This is a genomic window from Flavobacterium sp., from assembly GCF_035292545.1.
In the GTDB taxonomy this organism is placed as follows: domain Bacteria; phylum Bacteroidota; class Bacteroidia; order Flavobacteriales; family Flavobacteriaceae; genus Flavobacterium.
The window spans coordinates 1-19,209 of the sequence record NZ_DATDPV010000076.1 but is presented as its reverse complement, the minus strand read 5'-3'; the positions used below and the strand labels follow the sequence as shown (position 1 = coordinate 19,209).

Here is a 19,209-nt window from a genome sequence, read left to right as displayed (position 1 = left end):
AGTCGTTTTCTTATCTTGTTTTAATAAAGGCGTCCCTGTAAAACCAATAAATATGGCGTTTTGCAGCATGGTTTTCATCACCAGGTGCAATTTTCCACTTTGCGTCCTATGACACTCATCCACAAAAACATATAATTCACCAATAGTTTGCACAGGGTTTTCTTCCAGTTCTCTGATGAAATCCTCGAAGTTATCTTCACTTTTTTTACCAAATTTATGTACTAAAGAACACAATAATCTTGGTAAAGGCTGTGTGAGTTGTTGTAATAATTCCCTTCCGCTACCTGTTCTTTTAATGGGTTCGCCAGCATCGTTAAATACCCGTTCTATTTGTTTGTCCAGTTCGGTTCTATCGGTTAGGATTATTACCCTGGCATTGGCATTGTTCTCCAATATCCATTTGGCCAACATTACCATCATAATACTTTTTCCCGAACCTTGGGTGTGCCAAATAATTCCGCCTTCTTTCTTTTTAATGCGTTCCTGTGATGCCTTCAAAGCAAAATATTGGTGAGGCCGAGGTAGTTTTTTCACTCCTGCATCAAACAATACACAATTGTATATCAATTCTAAAAAACGTTCTTTATTACAAAGCTTTTTTAAGTATTTATCTACTTTAAGCTCACTATTATCTTGCTCGTCTTCTTTCCAATTTAGAAAATATTTTTCTTTGGTTTGTATCGTTCCATAGCGTAAGCCTTGGGTGTCGTTTCCTGCCATGACAAATTGAACCGTTGCAAAAAAAGATTGGATGAAACTATCCTGTTGGTTAGTAATGTTCTGGCGAATACCTTCCGTAATTTCTACCAGACCCCGTTTCAGTTCCAGAATTCCCAAAGCAATTCCATTCACATAAATTACAATGTCTGGACGTTTATCCCGATTTCCTTTGATGGTTACTTCCTCAGCAATAGCAAAATCATTTTTTTTCCAGTTCTTCCAGTCAATTAAATGAACGGTAGTATAATTGGTTCCAACATCTTCTTTTACTTTTACACCATAGCGGAGCATAGTATAGATCTTCTTATTTTTTAGGTACAAATCATCGCTAAAGCTATCCGCTACTTGCTTGAGTTCATAAATAGCTTTGCTGAACACAGTAACCGTATAACCCTGTTTAAGTAAATAATTACCTAAATAGCTTTCCTCTATATTGCTGTTCTTTTCACGGTCTTCCCAATTTCCATAATAGGCGTAACCTAACTGTTCTTTGAAGAGTTTGACTATACGGTTTTGAGAAAGACGTTCTATTTGTCCTATAGTGCTCATTATTTTAAATTCTTGGTGTGACTAATTTCTCAATTTCTGTAATATCAATCAAGATAGTCTCAATCCATTTATCTAATTCTACTTTCGGATAAGGAAAATATTTTTTAACTAAAATCCATCCTGCAATAACTTCATAGTCATTCTTTTCTAACACTATTTGATCTGATTCATCACTTCTAAAGCCTAATATTAACCCTTCGGGTTTAAATTGCAACCATAAATTATAATTTCCAAAATTCTTTTTTATCCAAATTATCTCACCTCTATAAAAATTAGAGCCTGTGCTACTGTCTGTTTTAACCCACCAATCACTAGTTTTGTTGAGAATAAATTCAGGATGTTGATCAATCAACAATTTTATTATTTCGTTTCTGTTATTCGACAATAAAAATTGGTTGTCATTGTTAATCCAATTTCCGCCTTCGTTGTTAAATAAATAATGTTGACCTGAATTATTATAATTTCGAATGAATTTAGAACGTGAAGCATCAGAATTTAGTAATTCTTTATTTTTTATTATATAATATTTCCAAAGGATATTTTTGTCATTATAATTATCAATTATTTCATTTAATATAGCTTTATAATCAAGCTCATATTTTTGTTTAAATTTTTTAATAATATTAAAAATAGCTATTTGAAATTCCTTCCTTTTTAATAAGACCCTCCAACTTTCACCATTTTCAATCAACTTAATGTTTTCAATAACTTCGCTTTCTGCTAAAGATGCTCTTAACAATATGTAATCTGATTTTAAATTTTCAATACTGCCATCTTTAACAAAAAGTTTTTCAGCAATTTCTCTGAGTTCAATAAAGGCATTTAAATCTTCGTTCTCAATATTTTGAATCAGAAACGCGATACATCCTCTAAAAAGATCATGATTTTCTGCTTGAATAAATTCTTTCTCCCAATTTGGGTTTGATGAAATAAGTTTACATTTAATCTTTTCCTCTTCAATTTGAGCGTTTAAGAAAAAAGATATTTTGATGTCATTTCCTTCTAAATATTTATAAAAATCAATGCAATTTTCTCCAATTTGAATGATCGATTTTACTGCACTTATAAATCTTTCAGAACTATCAATATCTGTGTTCTCAATTAGATTTCTCGATACTCTCATCCATTCTTTGAATGATTTTGGCAATTTCTCTAATGGCACTTTTATTGTTGAAGCATATATAACAATGGAAAAGAAGCGAATTCTGTCTGAATAACTAGGTTTGTTTGAAATAAATAACTCAAATATAGAATTTTGTTGCCAGTAATTAATTCCTTCTAATTCAGCTTGAATTTCAGAATCAAATTGACCAATAAAATCTAATGTCTTTGTTATATTACTAACTAAATTTTCTGAAAAACAATTTAGGGTATCATATTTAGATAAAGCTATATCATGATTATCGTTAATAAATTTGACATCATCTTTATTATCTGAAATGGCAATCTCAAACATTATCATCCCATTTAGGAATTGCATAAATTCGTCATCAATAATAAAATCATCAACCAGAATTCCTTTATAATTCCAAAAAAGATTTGTCCAGTCATTATCAATTTTATTTTGCCAATCCAGAGTGTTAGGAAATTTTTTCTGAAACCATACTTTAAAATTCTCAAAACGACTAAGAGGTTTTCCTCTTGAATTCATTTTGACATACAGTTCATCATTTAATCCGAATTTTTCCAATTCCAAAAAGTTAAATGTAATTGGCGGTTTATTTTCATTTATTAGATTTTCCCAAAGATCTGAGTTTACATTTTTAAGCTCTTCATGAATCGCTTTTATCATTGTTAGCATTGAAGCAACAGTTGGATCCTTTTTCCAAGAGTGATAAAACCATCTTTGGTCTTTTATATATTCCTCAAGATTATCATCATCAAAATCTATATGTGCGTCAACTAAAGCTTTGCAAAAATCAGATGAGCTTTGTCGAGTTTCGTATCTGAAATTATTCAGTTTTTCACAATTTTCACCATTCTTTTTTGCTAAATACCAATGGATTAAAAAAAGTGTAGTTAATCTTTGTTGACCATCTAAAGGGATAAATTCATTATTCTTATTATACCCATATACAAAATCTATGTCAATTGCATTATCGATTGGATTTGAAATAGCATTAAAAAAACTTTGAATAATATTTTTACGAATCTCTAATGTATCTTCATCCTTTCTACCTTGAGCATAATCTCTTTGTATCTGTGGTATTACAATAGTATTTTTATCTATTACGCTCCAAAAAGTGGTCTTTGTATTTGTAGCAATTATATTTTCTGTTAAGTTCATTTTTCTGAAGGGATTAATTTGTGGTTACATAATAGTTAAAACATTTTTGAATCTCATTTAGGTATTCACTTTTGTCAGCCGTACTCCAAAAGTACATTTGTGAAATATCTTGACTGTAGTATTTTAAAAATACATTTTTTGTACAAATAGGGACAAATACATCTTTGGGGCTAGTTTTTTCGGTATCAAAAATTTTAACTCTCTTGATTGGATAAATACTATTATTAAGAGCACTGTTAATATCTCTATCTAATAATGCCATATTAGAAATAGAATGTACATGTTCATTGTTATTATCACTAAAAAAATTAAAAACTCTTTCCTGAATATTTTTTATGTCTGGTTTGGTTGTAACTTTTATGTTATTTAATTCCTCAAGAATTGATACGGCTTCAACACTTTTTAATTTGTCAGAAATGAATTTATTAACAATTGAAGAAGTTTCATTTATCCATCCTAAAACTGCATCTTTATCGGTTAATTCTTTTGATTGTTGTGCATGAATATGTTCTAAACTCCAATGTTTCCTTTTGTATTTTTCAAATGGAAAATAATTGTCTGGGGTAGTCTTCAATGTTGTATGAATATTGAATAATAAAAGGGTATTTATTAATTTATGATAATCATTTTTTTTATCATAGGATAAATCTTCAATATTATAATCTTTTATATTATCCTTAATAATTCCTTTTATCTCAATCAAAAACGTCGATTTAGGATCGTTTAGAATTATACCTTTATTGTATCTTTTAATTAATGATTTTGCATTTTCAAATCCAGTTGTAATAAGGAAGCCGATATAATGATACAATTCAGGCTTTTCATACCATTCTAAAAAGGTATTATAATAAATCTCAACTTGTTTCCAATTTTCTTCTCTATTTTTTGAATCATTAAAAAATAAAAAAGTATGTAATTTTTCCTCTTTATTCTTATCGTTTTTAAATTTTTCAGAAATTAAATTAAAGATAAATTCGATTCTGTTAGGCATCTCATTTTGATTTTGATTTAGGAAATACCATAGTTTATCATCCTTTAATCCATATTCAATTCTATCCCATTTTTCAGCAATCTCATTTCTTTTTTGGATATTAACTTTATTGTTTAAATAAAGTGCTTTTATTAGTTCTGCATTGGTCAGTGGAATTTTTCCAACATTAATTCTTTGAAAAATATCCTTTGGTTCTGAGCTATCTCGCACTTCATACCAAATGATTTGAGTGCTGTTTAGTAGACAATTAATAAATTTATCGTTAGGATTATTTTCAAACCAATTTTTTATGGTAGTGATTGCTTGAAAAAAATGAAAATTATCGATTTTATTGTCTTTAGGATATTTTGAAATATATTCAGGCCAGGTATTGAAAGGGTCAATATCATTTAATCGATTAAGGAATGCTGAGCTGCTGGTTCGTGTATTATAATCAATGGAGATATTGAGTTTGTTTTTTAAATAAGAAAGAATTAGGAAAATAGTAGTAAGCCGTTGTTGGCCATCTATGAGTTCATACACTTCTTGCGCAGTTTCTTTTTTAAATATTTTTTTCACAACAATGGGTTGTAGCCAATAAATTTCATTTTCAGACCTGTTTTTTGAAAAAGTATCAATATCTTTCAATAAAGCTTCCACTTCTGGAATTCCCCAGCGATATCCTCTTTGATAAGAGTCTACATAGAAAGATTCTTTAATTGTTATTAATTCTTTAATTGTTTTTGGTTCTAGTAAATTCTGTTCCATATTTTTTATTTTTTTAATATTTATTTCATCAACAAATCTATTTTCCCACAACGCCAAACTGTGACGTCTATCTAATTATCAATTAAGCATCTAGAACACAACTCAACCTTACATTCTAATTATCCCTTTATAGCGTAAAAATTTCAAAAAAAGGGTCAGGCAAATTAATAGACAAGTCTGTTTATTAGAAATGGAGTAAAATCAAATCCTTTTTTATCTTTAAAAACAGTATCCGAAATCGGAATAATTATTTTTGAGGCACTCTTTTCACTTCTTTGATCAAACTGAATTTCAGGATTTGAAATCACAGCAGGTTGGAGACAAAATTGATAGAGCGTATTGTTGTTTGCGTTATTTAAAACAAAATTTAACTCTGATGTAAATTTCAAATTTTTTGGTTCCAGCCACCAAACATCTATAGCTGCGTTTTGGCTTGAATATATTGTGTTTTTAGCAATAAGAGATCCATCTTTTTCACTATTGATGAATTCGATCGCTTTGCTTTTATTCATTTCTGATGTGTTGATTAGTTTTTCAACTATTTCGGCTTCTCGTTCTTCAATTTTTTCTGCGTCTAAATCAAGCTCTTCGGGTAAATATTCAGGAACTGCACTTACTTTATCATATTCTCCATGGCATTTTTTGCACAAAATTCGTATTGTACTTTCTATTGGATCATGCGCTTTTAGAAAACGATCTTCAAATTCTTGCAAATCAACGGTAACAATTTCTCCATCTATAAAATCTTTTAAAATGTCGCTAATTATGATTGGCCGTTCTTTTCCTGTAATGTGTGCCGCATCTAGTTTTGAAGTTTTTGATAAACATTCTTGACATTTGCCTATTTTTTTTCGGTGGTTTCTAGTGATATACTGTACTTTATTTCTAGAATATCCTCCTATAAACTTCATAAATTCTTTAGTCGTTCCTTGGAAATTAGCCATTTTAAGTTTTGATAGTTTAAATTTTGATGTTTGAAAGCAAGCTGACTTCTAGGATCAACTTGATTTCGTTATTATTAATAACAAAGTATTTCAAAGCTATTCCTTTACTCTGTATTTTGATAAAAATGGTTTTTTCTCGACAGGTTTGTAATTAAGATTAAGTTCTCCTTTAATTTCTTTCTCAAAATCGGAATACTTAATTTCGCAACCTAATATATGGCCCAGTGAGACTGCCATATCGTGAAGTTCAATGAAAAAACAACCGTCTTCTATAATTATTTTACAATTTTCATATCTAGTATAAACCCTTTCGAGATTTTTAAAATAGTTCTCATATACAGGGTTATCATAATAATCGGAAGGATATTCAATTACCTTCCACTCGTCATAATTTTTTTGTTCCTCAGTAAAGACAATATCCTCAGTTTGATCTACTAATAAATATTCTATTCCATCTTCGGGAAGTTTACTGTTCCTAGCTTCTAATTCTCTAGAAAAAGCCTTCCCTAGTTTGTAGGTAGAAAATCTCATGAAACCAGAATCTTCAATATTCAAAGTGGGATACCCTTCTAATTTTGCCTTTAGATCATGTATTGTTTGGATTCCAGTATGCAAATGGTACAAAAAACTTTCGTTTATTTCTACTGAAATAATAGTATCATAATCCATACTGCTAATAACTAATACTTTCATACTTCTAATTTTAAAGTTTATTATCTAATTCAATCATTCATTATAACCGTCATCCCAATTTCATCCCAGTCCGAAATAGGAACATTGTCTCTTACTTCCTGGATTCTAAAACCTTTTTCATCAAATACATAATTATAAACAACGACCCTTTTTATTCCCAATACGCCTGTTTGAATTTCATCAGTAACTTTGATCCGCCAAACATGGTCATATTTTAATGATGAAATTCTAAGCTTATTTGGGTAAATTCCAGTTTTCTGAAACTCCAGCATGCCGCCCATCGTATGCGTTACAAAAATATCATCGTTAAGATTTTCACTCATAATCCATAATTACATTATACCAACCTCATTTTCCCGTTAATAACTCCTGCAAATTGTAATAAATGAACTTTTACCACAATTTATAGTTGTATTTATAATTGAAGCAGCACCAACTTTTTTTGTATGGTTAATAAAGCAATCTTCCCAATCTTTATGACTATTGAAAACTTTATATTTATCCCTCATATCTTCTGAATTTAAAAAACCTAAGTATAAAAGAACCACAGGGATTCCTTGATTAGCCAACCACCACGCGTGTGCGACGCGGTTTGAAAACTGATAACATTTATCTCTTGATATGGAAATACCACTTATTACATTTTCTAAATTTGTATTTGCTTCATTAATAGCTATACCTATTTTCTTGTGATTCTCTTTAGAGTTACCTGATGCTTCTTCTGAGATGCTTTTCCCTTTACTTCCTCCATTTAATTCTTGAGTATGTGCTTTTGCTTCAACCAACAATATACCTGGCTTACCATTTATTGTGCAGGTAGAAACCAAATCCCAATTTGGTGTTCGAGTTTGAGGCGTACAAATTTCTAACCACCAATTTTGTATTTCCGCCCCTAATTGTGTATTGTGACTAAGAGTTAGAAAGGTTTTTAATTCAGCTTCCTTATCATTTTGTGAATTTTTGGGTATCCAAGTATCCGAAGTTGAAATACTAGCTCCTACTTCTTCTAAAAGAATGTTTATATCAGTTATAAAATCAGATGAATCTATTAAATCAAGCATACACCTTTTACTTCCTTTATATTTGCTCATACTAACCTAGTTTTACCTGTTAATAACTCTTGCATCATCCCTAACTTTATTTTCTTGTATTTCTCCAGTTTTTGCTCTAATGCCGTAAGCTCCGCATCCATATCCGAAAGAATCGCGGCGATACGGGTTTGTTCTTCTGCGGATTTTGGAAAATGAATAGTCATATCTGTTATTGTATCCATTTTGATATAAGGAGTGTTACCAGCACTTACTTCAGTCAAAATCCTGTCTTTCAAATAGCTATCTAAAAATAATTTGATGTAAAATACATCAATGTCAAAATCAGTTAACACATAAGTTCTTTGACATGCATTAAATTTTCCCTTGTAGTAATAAATATAACCAACATTAGCACCATTCCCAGACACCAGGAGAGCTTCGGTGTCAAATGCATATTCGTCAATAAAATAATAATCTTTTGCACAAGTATAAAAACGAAATTCTCCGTTTTCTTTCATTGCATTTGCATCAAGCTTCCCAGTTGTAACTTTCCCAACAACCTCACCCAACTTTCTAACTTCCCAACCTTCTTTTGGTTGCAAAAGTTGTTGCATGGCTCCTTGTTCAATATTTCGTTTTTTGGTAATTAGTTTTTCTAAACCAGTTATTAATTTATCCGCATCAAATAGTGCATTCGTAATGACAGTTTGTTCTGCGAGGGTTGAGGGAATAACACAAGGTATTTTAACTAAAGTGCTTTTGGATAATTTATATCGTCCTGCTCCTTGACGAGTTAAATGTTGTGTAATATCTCTATTATTGAAAAAATAATAAAACCAACTAGTAAGCGTAATATTAATTTTTCCTTTTATTAAATGTGCATGGTTATTAACATTGAATTTACCAAATGCGATTTGAGTCATAGGAATTTCCCTCCATTTAAGAAAATGATCACCGTCTTCGCCTATTAAAGCAAATTCACCTTTAACTCTATAATTGTTTATATAATCTTGTATTTTTGTTGGTCCATAATATGGGTATATGCCTTGCATAGTTTTCCTAACATCTTCACTTATTGGTAGACGTAGATTATTACAGATTTCAAAGGCTTCATTTATTGATTTTATGTTCCAATCATTTGGGATAATTCCAATCTCAGTTTGCTTGTATCCTTCCTTAACTACCATACCAATCCCATTTTAGCCAAATGTGCGTTTACTTTTTCTTCCAGAGTTTCCACTTCGTTTTTCAGTTGCGGCATTGGGTTTTCGTAGCGTTCTGCTAATTCCTTGATGCGTTGTGTTAAAGCTTGGCTTACACGTTCCATTTCTTTAGTAATGGCTGTGGCTATGGTGTGCATCCATTTGTGGTCAGTCACCAAAATTTTTATTTCAGTTTCTGTAAGAGTTGGGTATTTAGCAGCAACTTTCATTTCTAATGCTTTCAAGGCTACTTTTAATTCGGCATTGATTTTGGCATCTTGTTCCAAGAGTTTTAAATAGGTTTCGCATGCTGAAATTTCATCTTTTGGAGCTTTTTCTACCTTTTTCTCTTTGAGTAATCTGGTTACTTCAGCTTTATTTATTTTGTCTAAATCGCCAAATAGTCCACCTTCAGTACCATGTTCTTCTTCGAGTTCGGTTTTGGTGGACTGTCCTTCTTCTTTTTTGGCATTTAAGGCATCAATGGAATTTTGTTCTGCGATAAAATACTGTGAAATGATAAGGCTTGGCGGGATCAATCTACCTTCCAATCCATCTAATCCTTCCACATCTTTACGCACGGTTTCTTTTTTGCTGTTTTTGCTTTCTTTGGCCAGTCGGTTAACTTCATTACCTGCTCTCCAGCCATCGGCAGCAATTACATAAATATCGTCCTGCATCGTTTCGCTCCAGTAACTCATCAGGTGTTGGTACACATCATATTGGTCAATCAAGGCACGATTGTCATAGGCGTGCAATAAGGCTTCGGAGATATTTTGAATCACTTCTTTAGGTTTGCAACCCGCTTCTAAATTTTTAAGTTGAGCGGTAGTTTGTTTTTTCCATTGTTCGAAAACTGTTTTCAAATCATTGGTAAAGGAAAGAAATTCAGGATGCGTGAAAATTACGTTTTTTACTTCGGCCAAAGGCATATTCAACTGTGCATAAGTAGCATTGGTATCCGAGAATAAAACTTTTTTCAAGTTCGGATATACTTTCCAATAGTCACCTAATGCATTAATGTCATTTTGCGGAATTCCGCCTTTTAAATGGGCTAAAATATCCTGGATATCTTCTGTTTCCTGACTGTCAATGTATCTTGGAATGTTGAGGTTATAGTCATTTTTGGCATCGGAGATTTCATCAATTCCCACCATACGACTGTATTTAGGCACTTCAAGTTGCTTGTTGAAAACATCTACAATCTTGTGAATGTCCTGGTCACGCAAGCGATTTTTGTTACCGTCTTTCATAAAACCTTTACCCGCATCGATCATAAAAATCCCTTTACGGGTATGGGCATTTTCCTTGTCAATCAGGATAATGCACGCAGGAATTCCTGTACCGTAAAACAAGTTGGCAGGCAAACCAATAATCCCTTTGATCAATCCTTTTTTGATGATGTTCTTACGAATTTCACTTTCTGCATTACCACGGAACAAAACCCCGTGAGGCAAAATGATAGCACCTTTACCTGTACTTTTCAATGATTTTATAATGTGAAGCAAAAAGGCATAATCGCCATTCTTGTCTGGAGGGGTTCCATAATCCTGGAAACGTTTGTAAATATCATTTTGAGCATCGACACCATTACCCCAATTCGATAACGAAAACGGGGGATTGGCTACTACATAATCAAAGGTTTTTAATTTTCCGTCTTCTTCCCATTTGGGTTTAGCCAAAGTATTGTCGGCCCAAATTGTTCCAGAAGGTTTATTGTGTAAAATCATGTTCATACGAGCTAAACCAGCAGTTGCCGTTTCTTTTTCCTGTCCGTACAACGAGATTTCTTTTTCAGCTTCGTCCGCTACTTTTAAAAGCAAGGATCCGCTGCCACATGTTGGGTCATAAGCGGTAGTTTGTGCAGTACTGTTGGCATCATTGATTCCAAGAATCTTTGCCAAAACCTTACTCACCTCAGATGGCGTATAGAATTGCCCTTTCGATTTTCCGCTTTCGGTAGCAAAGTGACGCATCAGGAATTCATAGGCATCACCCAAAATATCATCGCCTTCGGCTTTGTTCTTACTAAAGTCTAATTCTGGTTTATTGAAAATCAAAATCAGTTTAGAAAGCGTATCAATCATTTCTTTCCCGCTACCTAATTTGGTCGGGTCATTGAAATCTGGAAAATCTTGTAGTTGGTTAACTTCTTTAAGCGGATTAAGAATTTTCTTGTTGATGTCATCACCAATAGTTTCTTTTCCTACTAAAGCTACCATGTCCTGGAAACTTGCTCCATCAGGAATAACAAGCGGTGCGTATTTATCACCTGAATATTTATCGGAGATGTACTTTACAAATAACATTGTGAGTACGTAATCTTTATATTGAGAGGCGTCCATTCCGCCACGTAATTCATCACAACTAGCCCAAAGTGAGCTGTATAATTCAGATTTTTTAATTGCCATTATTGTATGCTATTCTTTATGTTGGGGATTTATGTTTATGCGAACTCTTGTCTTGGCTAATGTAAAGATTATTTATTGATCAGGAATACGGGAAACCGTAAAGTGATGAATTATTTAGGGTTATTTGCTCCGCTTTTTTAATTGTCTCAAAAGCAACTTGTTCCGGAACTACTTCTTAATATACTTGTCAATGATATACTGCGAAATAGGCTTCAATGGTTTACCATTTTCAGGATGAAAACCTGCAGTATTGAAATAGTCCAACTTGCCGTTATTTTTACAATACCAGATTACAGCTTTGTTTTTTTGAAAAAAAGGGGTTTGGAAGGTCACCTCGATTTTTTTTAATTTCAGTTCTTCCTCCATGATGGGTTTTACTTCATTTATTGCCCCAATTCCTTGAATTTCATTAGTACAATCCACGACTTCATAATGGTCATTTTGCCATTGCATGCATTCCTTATTGGGAAAAAAGAACGCCTTGATGCCATAAGCCGAGAGTAAAACAACTACTATTAGTATTATTGTTTTAAAGATTTGATTTACCGAAATTGTTTTGTGCTGTATATGAGCTAATGTTGTTTTCGGTACAATCGTTGTTTTGGTTGCATGCTCCTGAATTGTTATGGCTTCTGTGATAGCTGTGAGCTCTTTTTTTTGTTCTTCAAACGTAAATTCAGCTTTTTCTTCTACAATAGGGTAGGGTGGCTTTTCTTCTTTATTGGTTGTAGTGGAATCCGTTACTTTGAAAAATCGGTGCATGGGTCTTGGGTTAAAATTTACCAATACCGCAGCTAAATCTACCCCACTTATATCCGTTAAATCTGTTTCCCCTTTAAAAAAAGTTTCCAAAGGTCTAAACTTATCTGTTTGTTTTTTTAAATCCTTGCTATTATCCTCTTTAAAGTCAAATCCAAAAAAGTTGCGAAAGATTGTAAAATCCTCTGAATTTCTACCTTCCTTAAAAAGGATAATACATAAATCTCTCAGTTTTGCACGGGAAGGATTAATTAAAAAGCTACTATAAACTCCTGATTTTTCCTCTTCATATTTTGCTTGAATAGCCTCTTTGTAATCTTCTAAAGTATTTTTTTTCATACGCCTTTATCGGAATGTAATGGAATTAAACGGAATTAAACGGAATCTTTTGGAATTATCGGAATCTTAGGAATTCCGTATAAACATGCAATCAAAAACCACATTTCTTTGCCTCAGAATTAGTTACTGCCTTGACATGCATCAGAGGCAAATGTACAAAACTAGTTCTATTCTAGTGTGGCTAAACAGAACGAAAAAGTAGACGGGAAGTAGACTTTATGCTGTTCTGTTTTAGCGCACTACACTTCCCGAACCAAAATTTAATGGTATGGCCTTAATGATATTCGAATTTCTATTTCGAACAGCCTTACTCATGTCTAATTTTTAATTCAAAAAAAATGAACAAATTTATTTTTATCGCTGTCTTTACAGTATCGGGTTTAGTGTTCGTATCGTGTTCAGCAGATACTGAAGCGCTGGAAAATGCAAATAAAAATCAAAAAGTATTGGGTTCTCCAAAACAAAACGATGGATTGTTTTCCAGAGAAGGGGATAGTATTCCTATGACAACAACTCCTACAGAACCAATTGTTATTGATGGTGTTGATGACGGAACAATGCCTCCGAAAAAGCCATAAGTAAAAATTAAGAAGTAGTTTTTTAGTACATTAGTATTATTTTGCTAAATTCGGGGAATGAAATTTAATACGTTTTATTCCCCTTTTTTTATCCTGCTTTTTTTAGTGCTTACTTTATCATGCACTAAAAATAAAAGTTTCCCATCGCAGGAAACCCAGTCATTTATACATAAGATAAATAGTTATTTAGATCTGAGCCAATCGGATTCACTTTCAGTGGAAAAAAAGTTAGCCTATATAAATCAATCCTATCACCTGGCTAAAAAGATAAATATAGATTCCCTTATTTTCAAGACCATGAATAAAAAAGGGGAGTTTTTGAACCTGAACTACCCTGACAATGCCTTTCATTTTTTAAAAGAACTGGAACAATTAGCAACACTTAAAAAAGACACTCTTTATTTGGGTTATTCTTACCTTAATCTCGGAGATTATTATTCTGGTAAGAAACAGGATAGTATTGCCTTCAGTTATTTTAATAAGTCCAAAACACAATTCGAATTAAAAAAAGACAGCAGTCATGTGGTTTATTCGTTATTAATGATGTCTGATATTTTAAAAAATAAAGATGATTATTATGATATGGAGGCTGTTAATACGGAGGCATTAAGTTTTATTAACCAAACCAATAGAAATTATAATTACAGTTGTGTTTACAATAATCTGGGGATCTCTTTAAAAGAAACCTATGATTATGAAAAATCATTGCGTTCTTATAAAAAAGCAAGGCAATATGCTGAGGAAGAATCATCCAGGATAATTATTGATAATAATATTGCCTCAGTCTTCATTTTAAATCAACAATATCAAAAAGCGATTGATTTATTATCAAAATTAGAACATTCAAAAAGTGTAATAGTTAATGAAAGGATAAAGTCCAAAATATTGAACAACTTAGGGTTGGCCTACTTTAAACTGAATGATTCCAGAGGACTGGACTATTTTCTTAAAGCTTTGGTCATTAGGGAAAATCAAAAAGATGAATACGGTTTAATTTCCAGTTATACGCATTTTGCAAATTATTACAAATCAAAGAATAATAGTTTTTTGGCGAAAAAATATGCTTTGAAAGCTTATATAAATGCTACAAAAATGAAGAGTATCGATGAACGACTGGATGCTTTGCAAATTTTAGCCAGTAGCAGTTCCGAAAACGAATCGAGAGATTTTTCATCTACCTATTTTAGATTAAACGACAGCATTATTAAAGAAAGACAAAAAAGCAAAAATCAGTTTGCCAATATCAGATATGATTTTAGCAATCAAAAAGAACAAAACCTAAAACTTACTACCCAAAAAACAGAAACCACCTTGCTGTTGGAACGACAAAAAAGCAGTACGCTTCTCATGTATTTTGTGGTATTGGTTTTGATTGCCCTTACCGTTTTTATCATTAATTTTTTAAATACTAAAAACAAGAAAGAAAAAATTAAGGCTTCTTATAACACAGAAACCCGTATTTCCAAAAAGCTTCACGACGAACTGGCAAATGATGTCTATCATGCGATGACTTTTGCAGAAACGCAAGATTTATCAACAGAAAACAACAAAGAAATTCTCCTTAATGATTTGGATAACATCTATTCCAGAACACGAAATTTATCCAAAGAAAATAGTTCGATTGATACCGGGCCCAATTTTGTAATCAATCTTAAAGAAATGATGTCCAATTACAGTAATGATACTGTAAATGTATTGGTTAACGGTCTGGATATATTGCAAAATACGCCTTTGGAAACCAATAAGAAAATCACAGTGTATCGTGTTCTTCAGGAACTGCTGGTCAACATGAAAAAGCACAGTCAATGTAGTTTAGTGGTCATAACTTTCAAAAAAATTGATAAAAAAATTCAGATAGAATACACTGATAACGGTATCGGAGCACCGCCTGACAAAATAAATTTAAAAAGCGGACTGCTAAATGTGGAAAACCGTATAAATGCCATAAATGGAAATCTTACTTTTGACAATACAATCCATAGAGGATTTAAAGTAAGTATCACATTTCCAATATAAAAGGATTGCCATGTTCAACAAAGTTATCGTTTCCGAAGATTTTGACAGTATCAATATAGCAGTGGTTCAGGCATTGGAAGCCCTTTGCATTCCCCAAATTCAATATGCCAAATACTGTGATGATACCTATCTGAAAATAAAAAAAGCGCAAGCCGAAAACGACCCATTTGAATTATTGATTACCGATTTGTCCTATAAGGCAGACCATCGAGAAAGTACACTCAATTCGGGAGAGGAACTGATAGCTGCCGTAAAAAAAATACAACCCAATATCAAAACTATCATATATTCTATTGAAGACAAATCCTATAGAATAAAATCACTATTTGACACATTAGGAATTGATGGTTATATATTGAAAGGGCGCAACAGTATTCCTGAGCTCCAAAAAGCCATCCAATCTATATATACAAGCGATGAAAAAATCCTTTCTTCCGAACTTTCCCATGTTTTGAAAGACAAATCATTGCTGGAAATTGAAACTTATGATATCGAACTACTGAAGTTATTATCTGAAGGTTTAATTCAGGAAGAAATAGCGATCCAGTTTAAAAATTCCGGAATAGTTCCCAACGGTTCCAGTAGCATAGAAAAACGTATTGGTAAACTCAAAATTTACTTTAAAGCCAATAATAACGTGCATCTTGTTGCCATGGCTAAAGATTTGGGTTTGGTATAAGATTTTTTTTTTAAAATATTTTACCTCATTACGGTTTCCCGTAAGAATGTTGTTTGTATTGTATTTAAGTTTGATCCAAATCTATAAACAGACTTATCAATGAAGGTATTTAATCGATTTAAGTCAGTTGACAGTAAAATCAATCACCCAAAAAATAATACAGAAATTCAAGAAACCCCAGAATTTATAAATGATTTTGGAGCCATTTTCAAAGAAGAAATGATTATCAATGAATACCATCGAAAAACGCCTATAAAGTTAAAACAGGTTACAAAGATTTCGTTTGTCAAAAGAAGAAAATACCATTGGAACATGGCCTGTTTTGCCTTCTCAATAATTTTAGTCTATATAATAGTTTATCATGACAACTATTTCAGGTTTAATATAGTTTTAGGATTACTATCTTTATTGCTAGTAATTGTCGGATTTTATTTTAATGCCTTTCAATATAAATTTTTATTAGTCAATAAAGTTAGTTTTATAGAAATTGTCGTTAATAAGCACCTGAAATCAGATGTTGAAGAAATTGTAATTCATTTGAATAAACATATAAAAACACTTTGAAAAGCTAGTTCAGAATAGTTGAAAAAGCATATATATTAAAACTTTAGGGTGTTAACCTCTAGCATAAAATGGGCATCCTTTATAAAATTTAATAAAAAACGTCCAGTAGTTTTAAAATTAACATTGCATATTATTCGTATTAAAAGCAAAAAGCTTCAGATGCAATATAAGAAGAACTTTATCTGTAATTAGGACAACCCCAACATTTTAAATCTAAATTGACCTGATACGTAAGTCCTATTTCAAATACACCTCTTGTTTGCCCCAATTTTGAGGTATTGACATCATAGGAAAATCCAAAAATAAAATGTTTCATTTGAAAAGAAACAAAAGGATTCACTGAAGTAACAAAATGGCTATTATCACTTTTGCCCTCGGGATTGGTGACTACGGTTGTGCCAATGGTCCAATCTCTGAATATCATTGCCGTTCCTGCATCAAGTCGGTTAAATTCCCCTTGTCTCATATAGTTAAAGGTCATAAGCATCCTGCTTCCTTCAGGAAGGAAAGTCGATCGATAACCATAGATATCAAATTCCCAACCCCCGTGAACCGATAAAAACATTTCAAGAGGTAAATTGTTTTCTCCGGTAAATGAGATATTTGGCTTGTTCAGATGCTTCAACGAAGCGCCTATCCAAACATCTTCTGTATGAAAGAGCATTCCGGCAGAAATATCCAAATAATTGATAGAGCGGTTCCTGAAGGTTGGATCAACGCTTTGAGAATTTATAACGCCCGTATTTCCATTAATCTGATCTTCAAGTACCAGTCCGCCAAAATTAAAATCTTTGCGACCATAACCAACTTCAATTCCGGGTCTAAAATACCAATCATCACTCAATTCAACCTTATGAGCATAGACTCCGTTTATTTGCGTCAGGCTGTAATTGGTAAATTTTTCCCGGTTGCTGATTAGAGTTACACCAATCCCACTGTTAATGCCTGCATACGTATTCGCAAATACATAATCGGTATCAATTTGTCTGTCCAAATTAGGCCATTGGGTACGGTGGATTAGCCCGACATGCCAGTCTTCAAGGAGTCCTGTAAATCCGGGATTTAGTGTTTGGGGCACTAAAAAATATTGAGTAAATACAGGATCCTGTGCTGTAACAGTCGTTGTTATTCCGTGAAAAATTAGCAAAAGCAATAGTTTTATTTTCATTTTAGTAGGCGTCTTATTTGATTAATGTAAAAGGCTGGGCCTTATGGACTGTCTGATTATAGAAGGTTTCCGCCTGCACTTTGCAAAAATAATTTCCATTCTCTGCCTGTGCTCCTTTAATTTTGCCATCCCAACCTTTAAGAGTTTCCCCTTCTTCAGAATACAACAAACTGCCCCAGGTATCATAAATATCAATTCGTACTTTTTTTAGTCCTTTAAATACAGGACGCATAGTATCATTAAGTCCATCATCATTTGGCGTAAATGCATCTGGAACTTCAAGGATATATCCTTTTTCAACAGTTAAAGTTATGACATGAACATAAACACATCCCAGTGGGTAAGTAACGGTTTGAGTTACTACATAATTACCGGGGCTGCTATAAGTGTGCAACGGATTCTCTTCTGTTGATACTGTACCGTCATCAAAATTCCAGGCGATATTGATGTAATCCCCGGTAGCAGTATTGGTAAACTGAATCGGATCAACAACAGAATAGGCTCCGTAAGTTGAATAGGCATAGGAATTCGTAACAAACGAAGGGGTTCCGAGAATGGGTATATCGACATCGAAGGTGTAATTTGCGGTACATCCCAATGCATCTGTTGCTTGTAAAATTACCATACCATTCTGATTCGTATTCATTATTTGATTGTTATTCCCGCTTACCGTTCCGCTGGACCAAACCAATTGATACGGTGGAATACCTCCCGAAACCTGGGCCTCAAAAGTTTGTTTAACATACCTGGTTTCACAATTAAAATCGGTATTAGTTTGCACGTCAACTATAATGGGAGAGGGTCTGGTAACAGCATAGGGAACAGTTTTAAAACAGCCTTTGGCATCGGTAACGGTTACCAAATAATTTCCTGCTGGAATATTGATTAAATCTTCGGAAACTGCCCCATTGGACCATGCATAGGTAAATGGAGGTGTACCGCCTGCTACCATTAGATTTATGGCACCGCTATTGGCATCATTACAGTCAAAAGCATGAGTCACATTGGCAGTTAAAACCAATTGTTGTGGTTCCAAAATGATAAAAGTTCTGTTGATATGACAGGGTTTTCCATCACTAATGGTAACTGTGTATGTTCCTGGACCTAAATTGTTTCTGACATTTCCTGCACTTGATCCATCACTCCAAACTAAGGTTACTGGAGCTATTCCTCCAACAATATTTAAATTGATACTTCCATTATGTGCGCCAAAACAAGTAATATTAGTAACCACCGGATTAATAGTAAATATTGGTGGTTCAGGTATGATTACTGTGACAGGTTTTGTACAATTATGGGCATCGGTTATTAGAATTGTATATGTTCCGGCAGCAAGGTTATTTTGATACAAACCATTGGCTAAATTATCCCATTGTGCTAAATAGGGTGTGGTTCCCCCGGTAACAGTTAAGGTAATAGAGGCGTCGTTTGCGCCATAACAGCTAATTGCTGTGGTTGCAACTGTGATGATAATATCATTAGGTTGTGTAATGGTAATCCCTGTTACGGTTTTAACACCACCGTTCCCGTC

The 19,209-nt window shown here is 32.9% G+C and carries 16 protein-coding genes; 4 read left to right on the top strand and 12 right to left on the bottom strand.

Translation table 11 applies throughout. The features are described 5' to 3' along the window. The 10 genes from VI621_RS13255 to VI621_RS13210 all read right to left on the bottom strand — a co-directional run. Window positions 1–1,269: HsdR family type I site-specific deoxyribonuclease (locus tag VI621_RS13255; RefSeq protein WP_324218885.1), on the bottom strand; the 1,269-nt coding region annotated here is incomplete at its 3' end. Window positions 1,270–1,273: 4 nt separating this feature from the next. Continuing rightward, window positions 1,274–3,556 carry a DUF262 domain-containing protein gene (locus VI621_RS13250; RefSeq protein ID WP_324218884.1) on the bottom strand — a complete coding sequence of 761 codons (2,283 nt, stop codon included), beginning with the start codon at window positions 3,554–3,556 and terminating at the stop codon, window positions 1,274–1,276. A 13-nt stretch (window positions 3,557–3,569) separates the two neighbouring features. Continuing rightward, complete coding sequence (locus tag VI621_RS13245) at window positions 3,570–5,351, bottom strand: DUF262 domain-containing protein (protein ID WP_324218883.1); 1,782 nt, start codon at window positions 5,349–5,351, stop codon at window positions 3,570–3,572. Between the two features lie 107 nt (window positions 5,352–5,458). Then, entirely contained in the window at window positions 5,459–6,238 is a 780-nt protein-coding gene (locus VI621_RS13240) for a hypothetical protein (protein WP_324218882.1), read from the bottom strand. A 96-nt stretch (window positions 6,239–6,334) separates the two neighbouring features. Beyond that, window positions 6,335–6,931 carry a hypothetical protein gene (locus VI621_RS13235; RefSeq protein WP_324218881.1) on the bottom strand — a complete coding sequence of 199 codons (597 nt, stop codon included), beginning with the start codon at window positions 6,929–6,931 and terminating at the stop codon, window positions 6,335–6,337. 29 nt (window positions 6,932–6,960) lie between these two features. Next, window positions 6,961–7,254: a hypothetical protein gene (locus VI621_RS13230; protein WP_324218880.1), complete on the bottom strand. Its 294-nt coding sequence runs from the start codon at window positions 7,252–7,254 to the stop codon at window positions 6,961–6,963. Between the two features lie 36 nt (window positions 7,255–7,290). Next, complete coding sequence (locus VI621_RS13225) at window positions 7,291–8,022, bottom strand: hypothetical protein (protein WP_324218879.1); 732 nt, start codon at window positions 8,020–8,022, stop codon at window positions 7,291–7,293. Then, window positions 8,019–9,149: a restriction endonuclease subunit S gene (locus tag VI621_RS13220; RefSeq protein ID WP_324218878.1), complete on the bottom strand. Its 1,131-nt coding sequence runs from the start codon at window positions 9,147–9,149 to the stop codon at window positions 8,019–8,021. The genes VI621_RS13225 and VI621_RS13220 overlap by 4 nt, the downstream gene beginning before the upstream one ends. Further along, window positions 9,143–11,575, bottom strand: coding sequence for a type I restriction-modification system subunit M (locus VI621_RS13215; protein WP_324218877.1), 2,433 nt, complete (start codon window positions 11,573–11,575; stop codon window positions 9,143–9,145). The genes VI621_RS13220 and VI621_RS13215 overlap by 7 nt, the downstream gene beginning before the upstream one ends. A gap of 168 nt (window positions 11,576–11,743) precedes the next feature. Then, window positions 11,744–12,673 carry a hypothetical protein gene (locus VI621_RS13210; RefSeq protein WP_324218876.1) on the bottom strand — a complete coding sequence of 310 codons (930 nt, stop codon included), beginning with the start codon at window positions 12,671–12,673 and terminating at the stop codon, window positions 11,744–11,746. A 338-nt stretch (window positions 12,674–13,011) separates the two neighbouring features. Here VI621_RS13210 and VI621_RS13205 point away from each other — a divergent pair, with 338 nt between their 5' ends. The 4 genes from VI621_RS13205 to VI621_RS13190 all read left to right on the top strand — a co-directional run bounded on the left by VI621_RS13205 (window position 13,012) and on the right by VI621_RS13190 (window position 16,510). Continuing rightward, a complete protein-coding gene (locus VI621_RS13205) occupies window positions 13,012–13,251 on the top strand; it encodes a hypothetical protein (RefSeq protein ID WP_324218875.1) in 240 nt (79 codons plus the stop codon). Window positions 13,252–13,308: 57 nt separating this feature from the next. After that, window positions 13,309–15,267 carry a tetratricopeptide repeat-containing sensor histidine kinase gene (locus VI621_RS13200; RefSeq protein WP_324218874.1) on the top strand — a complete coding sequence of 653 codons (1,959 nt, stop codon included), beginning with the start codon at window positions 13,309–13,311 and terminating at the stop codon, window positions 15,265–15,267. A 10-nt stretch (window positions 15,268–15,277) separates the two neighbouring features. Further along, on the top strand, window positions 15,278–15,946 hold the full coding sequence (locus tag VI621_RS13195) for a response regulator (RefSeq protein WP_324218873.1): 669 nt from the start codon (window positions 15,278–15,280) through the stop codon (window positions 15,944–15,946). A gap of 99 nt (window positions 15,947–16,045) precedes the next feature. Continuing rightward, on the top strand, window positions 16,046–16,510 hold the full coding sequence (locus tag VI621_RS13190; RefSeq protein WP_324218872.1) for a hypothetical protein: 465 nt from the start codon (window positions 16,046–16,048) through the stop codon (window positions 16,508–16,510). A gap of 178 nt (window positions 16,511–16,688) precedes the next feature. Here VI621_RS13190 and VI621_RS13185 read toward each other — a convergent pair whose 3' ends face one another. Together VI621_RS13185 and VI621_RS13180 are read right to left on the bottom strand one after the other, a co-directional pair. Next, entirely contained in the window at window positions 16,689–17,678 is a 990-nt protein-coding gene (locus VI621_RS13185; protein WP_324218871.1) for a PorP/SprF family type IX secretion system membrane protein, read from the bottom strand. A 13-nt stretch (window positions 17,679–17,691) separates the two neighbouring features. Beyond that, window positions 17,692–19,209: gliding motility-associated C-terminal domain-containing protein (locus VI621_RS13180; RefSeq protein WP_324218870.1), on the bottom strand; the 1,518-nt coding region annotated here is incomplete at its 5' end.

What these genes read in the sequence shown, in the direction of transcription:
- VI621_RS13250 (WP_324218884.1), bottom strand. Translation starts at nt 3,556, where the DNA reads ATGAACTTAACAGAAAATATAATTGCTACAAATACAAAGACCACTTTT.
- VI621_RS13240 (WP_324218882.1), bottom strand. Translation starts at nt 6,238, where the DNA reads ATGGCTAATTTCCAAGGAACGACTAAAGAATTTATGAAGTTTATAGGA.
- VI621_RS13235 (WP_324218881.1), bottom strand. Translation starts at nt 6,931, where the DNA reads ATGAAAGTATTAGTTATTAGCAGTATGGATTATGATACTATTATTTCA.
- VI621_RS13230 (WP_324218880.1), bottom strand. Translation starts at nt 7,254, where the DNA reads ATGAGTGAAAATCTTAACGATGATATTTTTGTAACGCATACGATGGGC.
- VI621_RS13225 (WP_324218879.1), bottom strand. Translation starts at nt 8,022, where the DNA reads ATGAGCAAATATAAAGGAAGTAAAAGGTGTATGCTTGATTTAATAGAT.
- VI621_RS13220 (WP_324218878.1), bottom strand. Translation starts at nt 9,149, where the DNA reads ATGGTAGTTAAGGAAGGATACAAGCAAACTGAGATTGGAATTATCCCA.
- VI621_RS13215 (WP_324218877.1), bottom strand. Translation starts at nt 11,575, where the DNA reads ATGGCAATTAAAAAATCTGAATTATACAGCTCACTTTGGGCTAGTTGT.
- VI621_RS13210 (WP_324218876.1), bottom strand. Translation starts at nt 12,673, where the DNA reads ATGAAAAAAAATACTTTAGAAGATTACAAAGAGGCTATTCAAGCAAAA.
- VI621_RS13205 (WP_324218875.1), top strand. Translation starts at nt 13,012, where the DNA reads ATGAACAAATTTATTTTTATCGCTGTCTTTACAGTATCGGGTTTAGTG.
- VI621_RS13200 (WP_324218874.1), top strand. Translation starts at nt 13,309, where the DNA reads ATGAAATTTAATACGTTTTATTCCCCTTTTTTTATCCTGCTTTTTTTA.
- VI621_RS13195 (WP_324218873.1), top strand. Translation starts at nt 15,278, where the DNA reads ATGTTCAACAAAGTTATCGTTTCCGAAGATTTTGACAGTATCAATATA.
- VI621_RS13190 (WP_324218872.1), top strand. Translation starts at nt 16,046, where the DNA reads ATGAAGGTATTTAATCGATTTAAGTCAGTTGACAGTAAAATCAATCAC.
- VI621_RS13185 (WP_324218871.1), bottom strand. Translation starts at nt 17,678, where the DNA reads ATGAAAATAAAACTATTGCTTTTGCTAATTTTTCACGGAATAACAACG.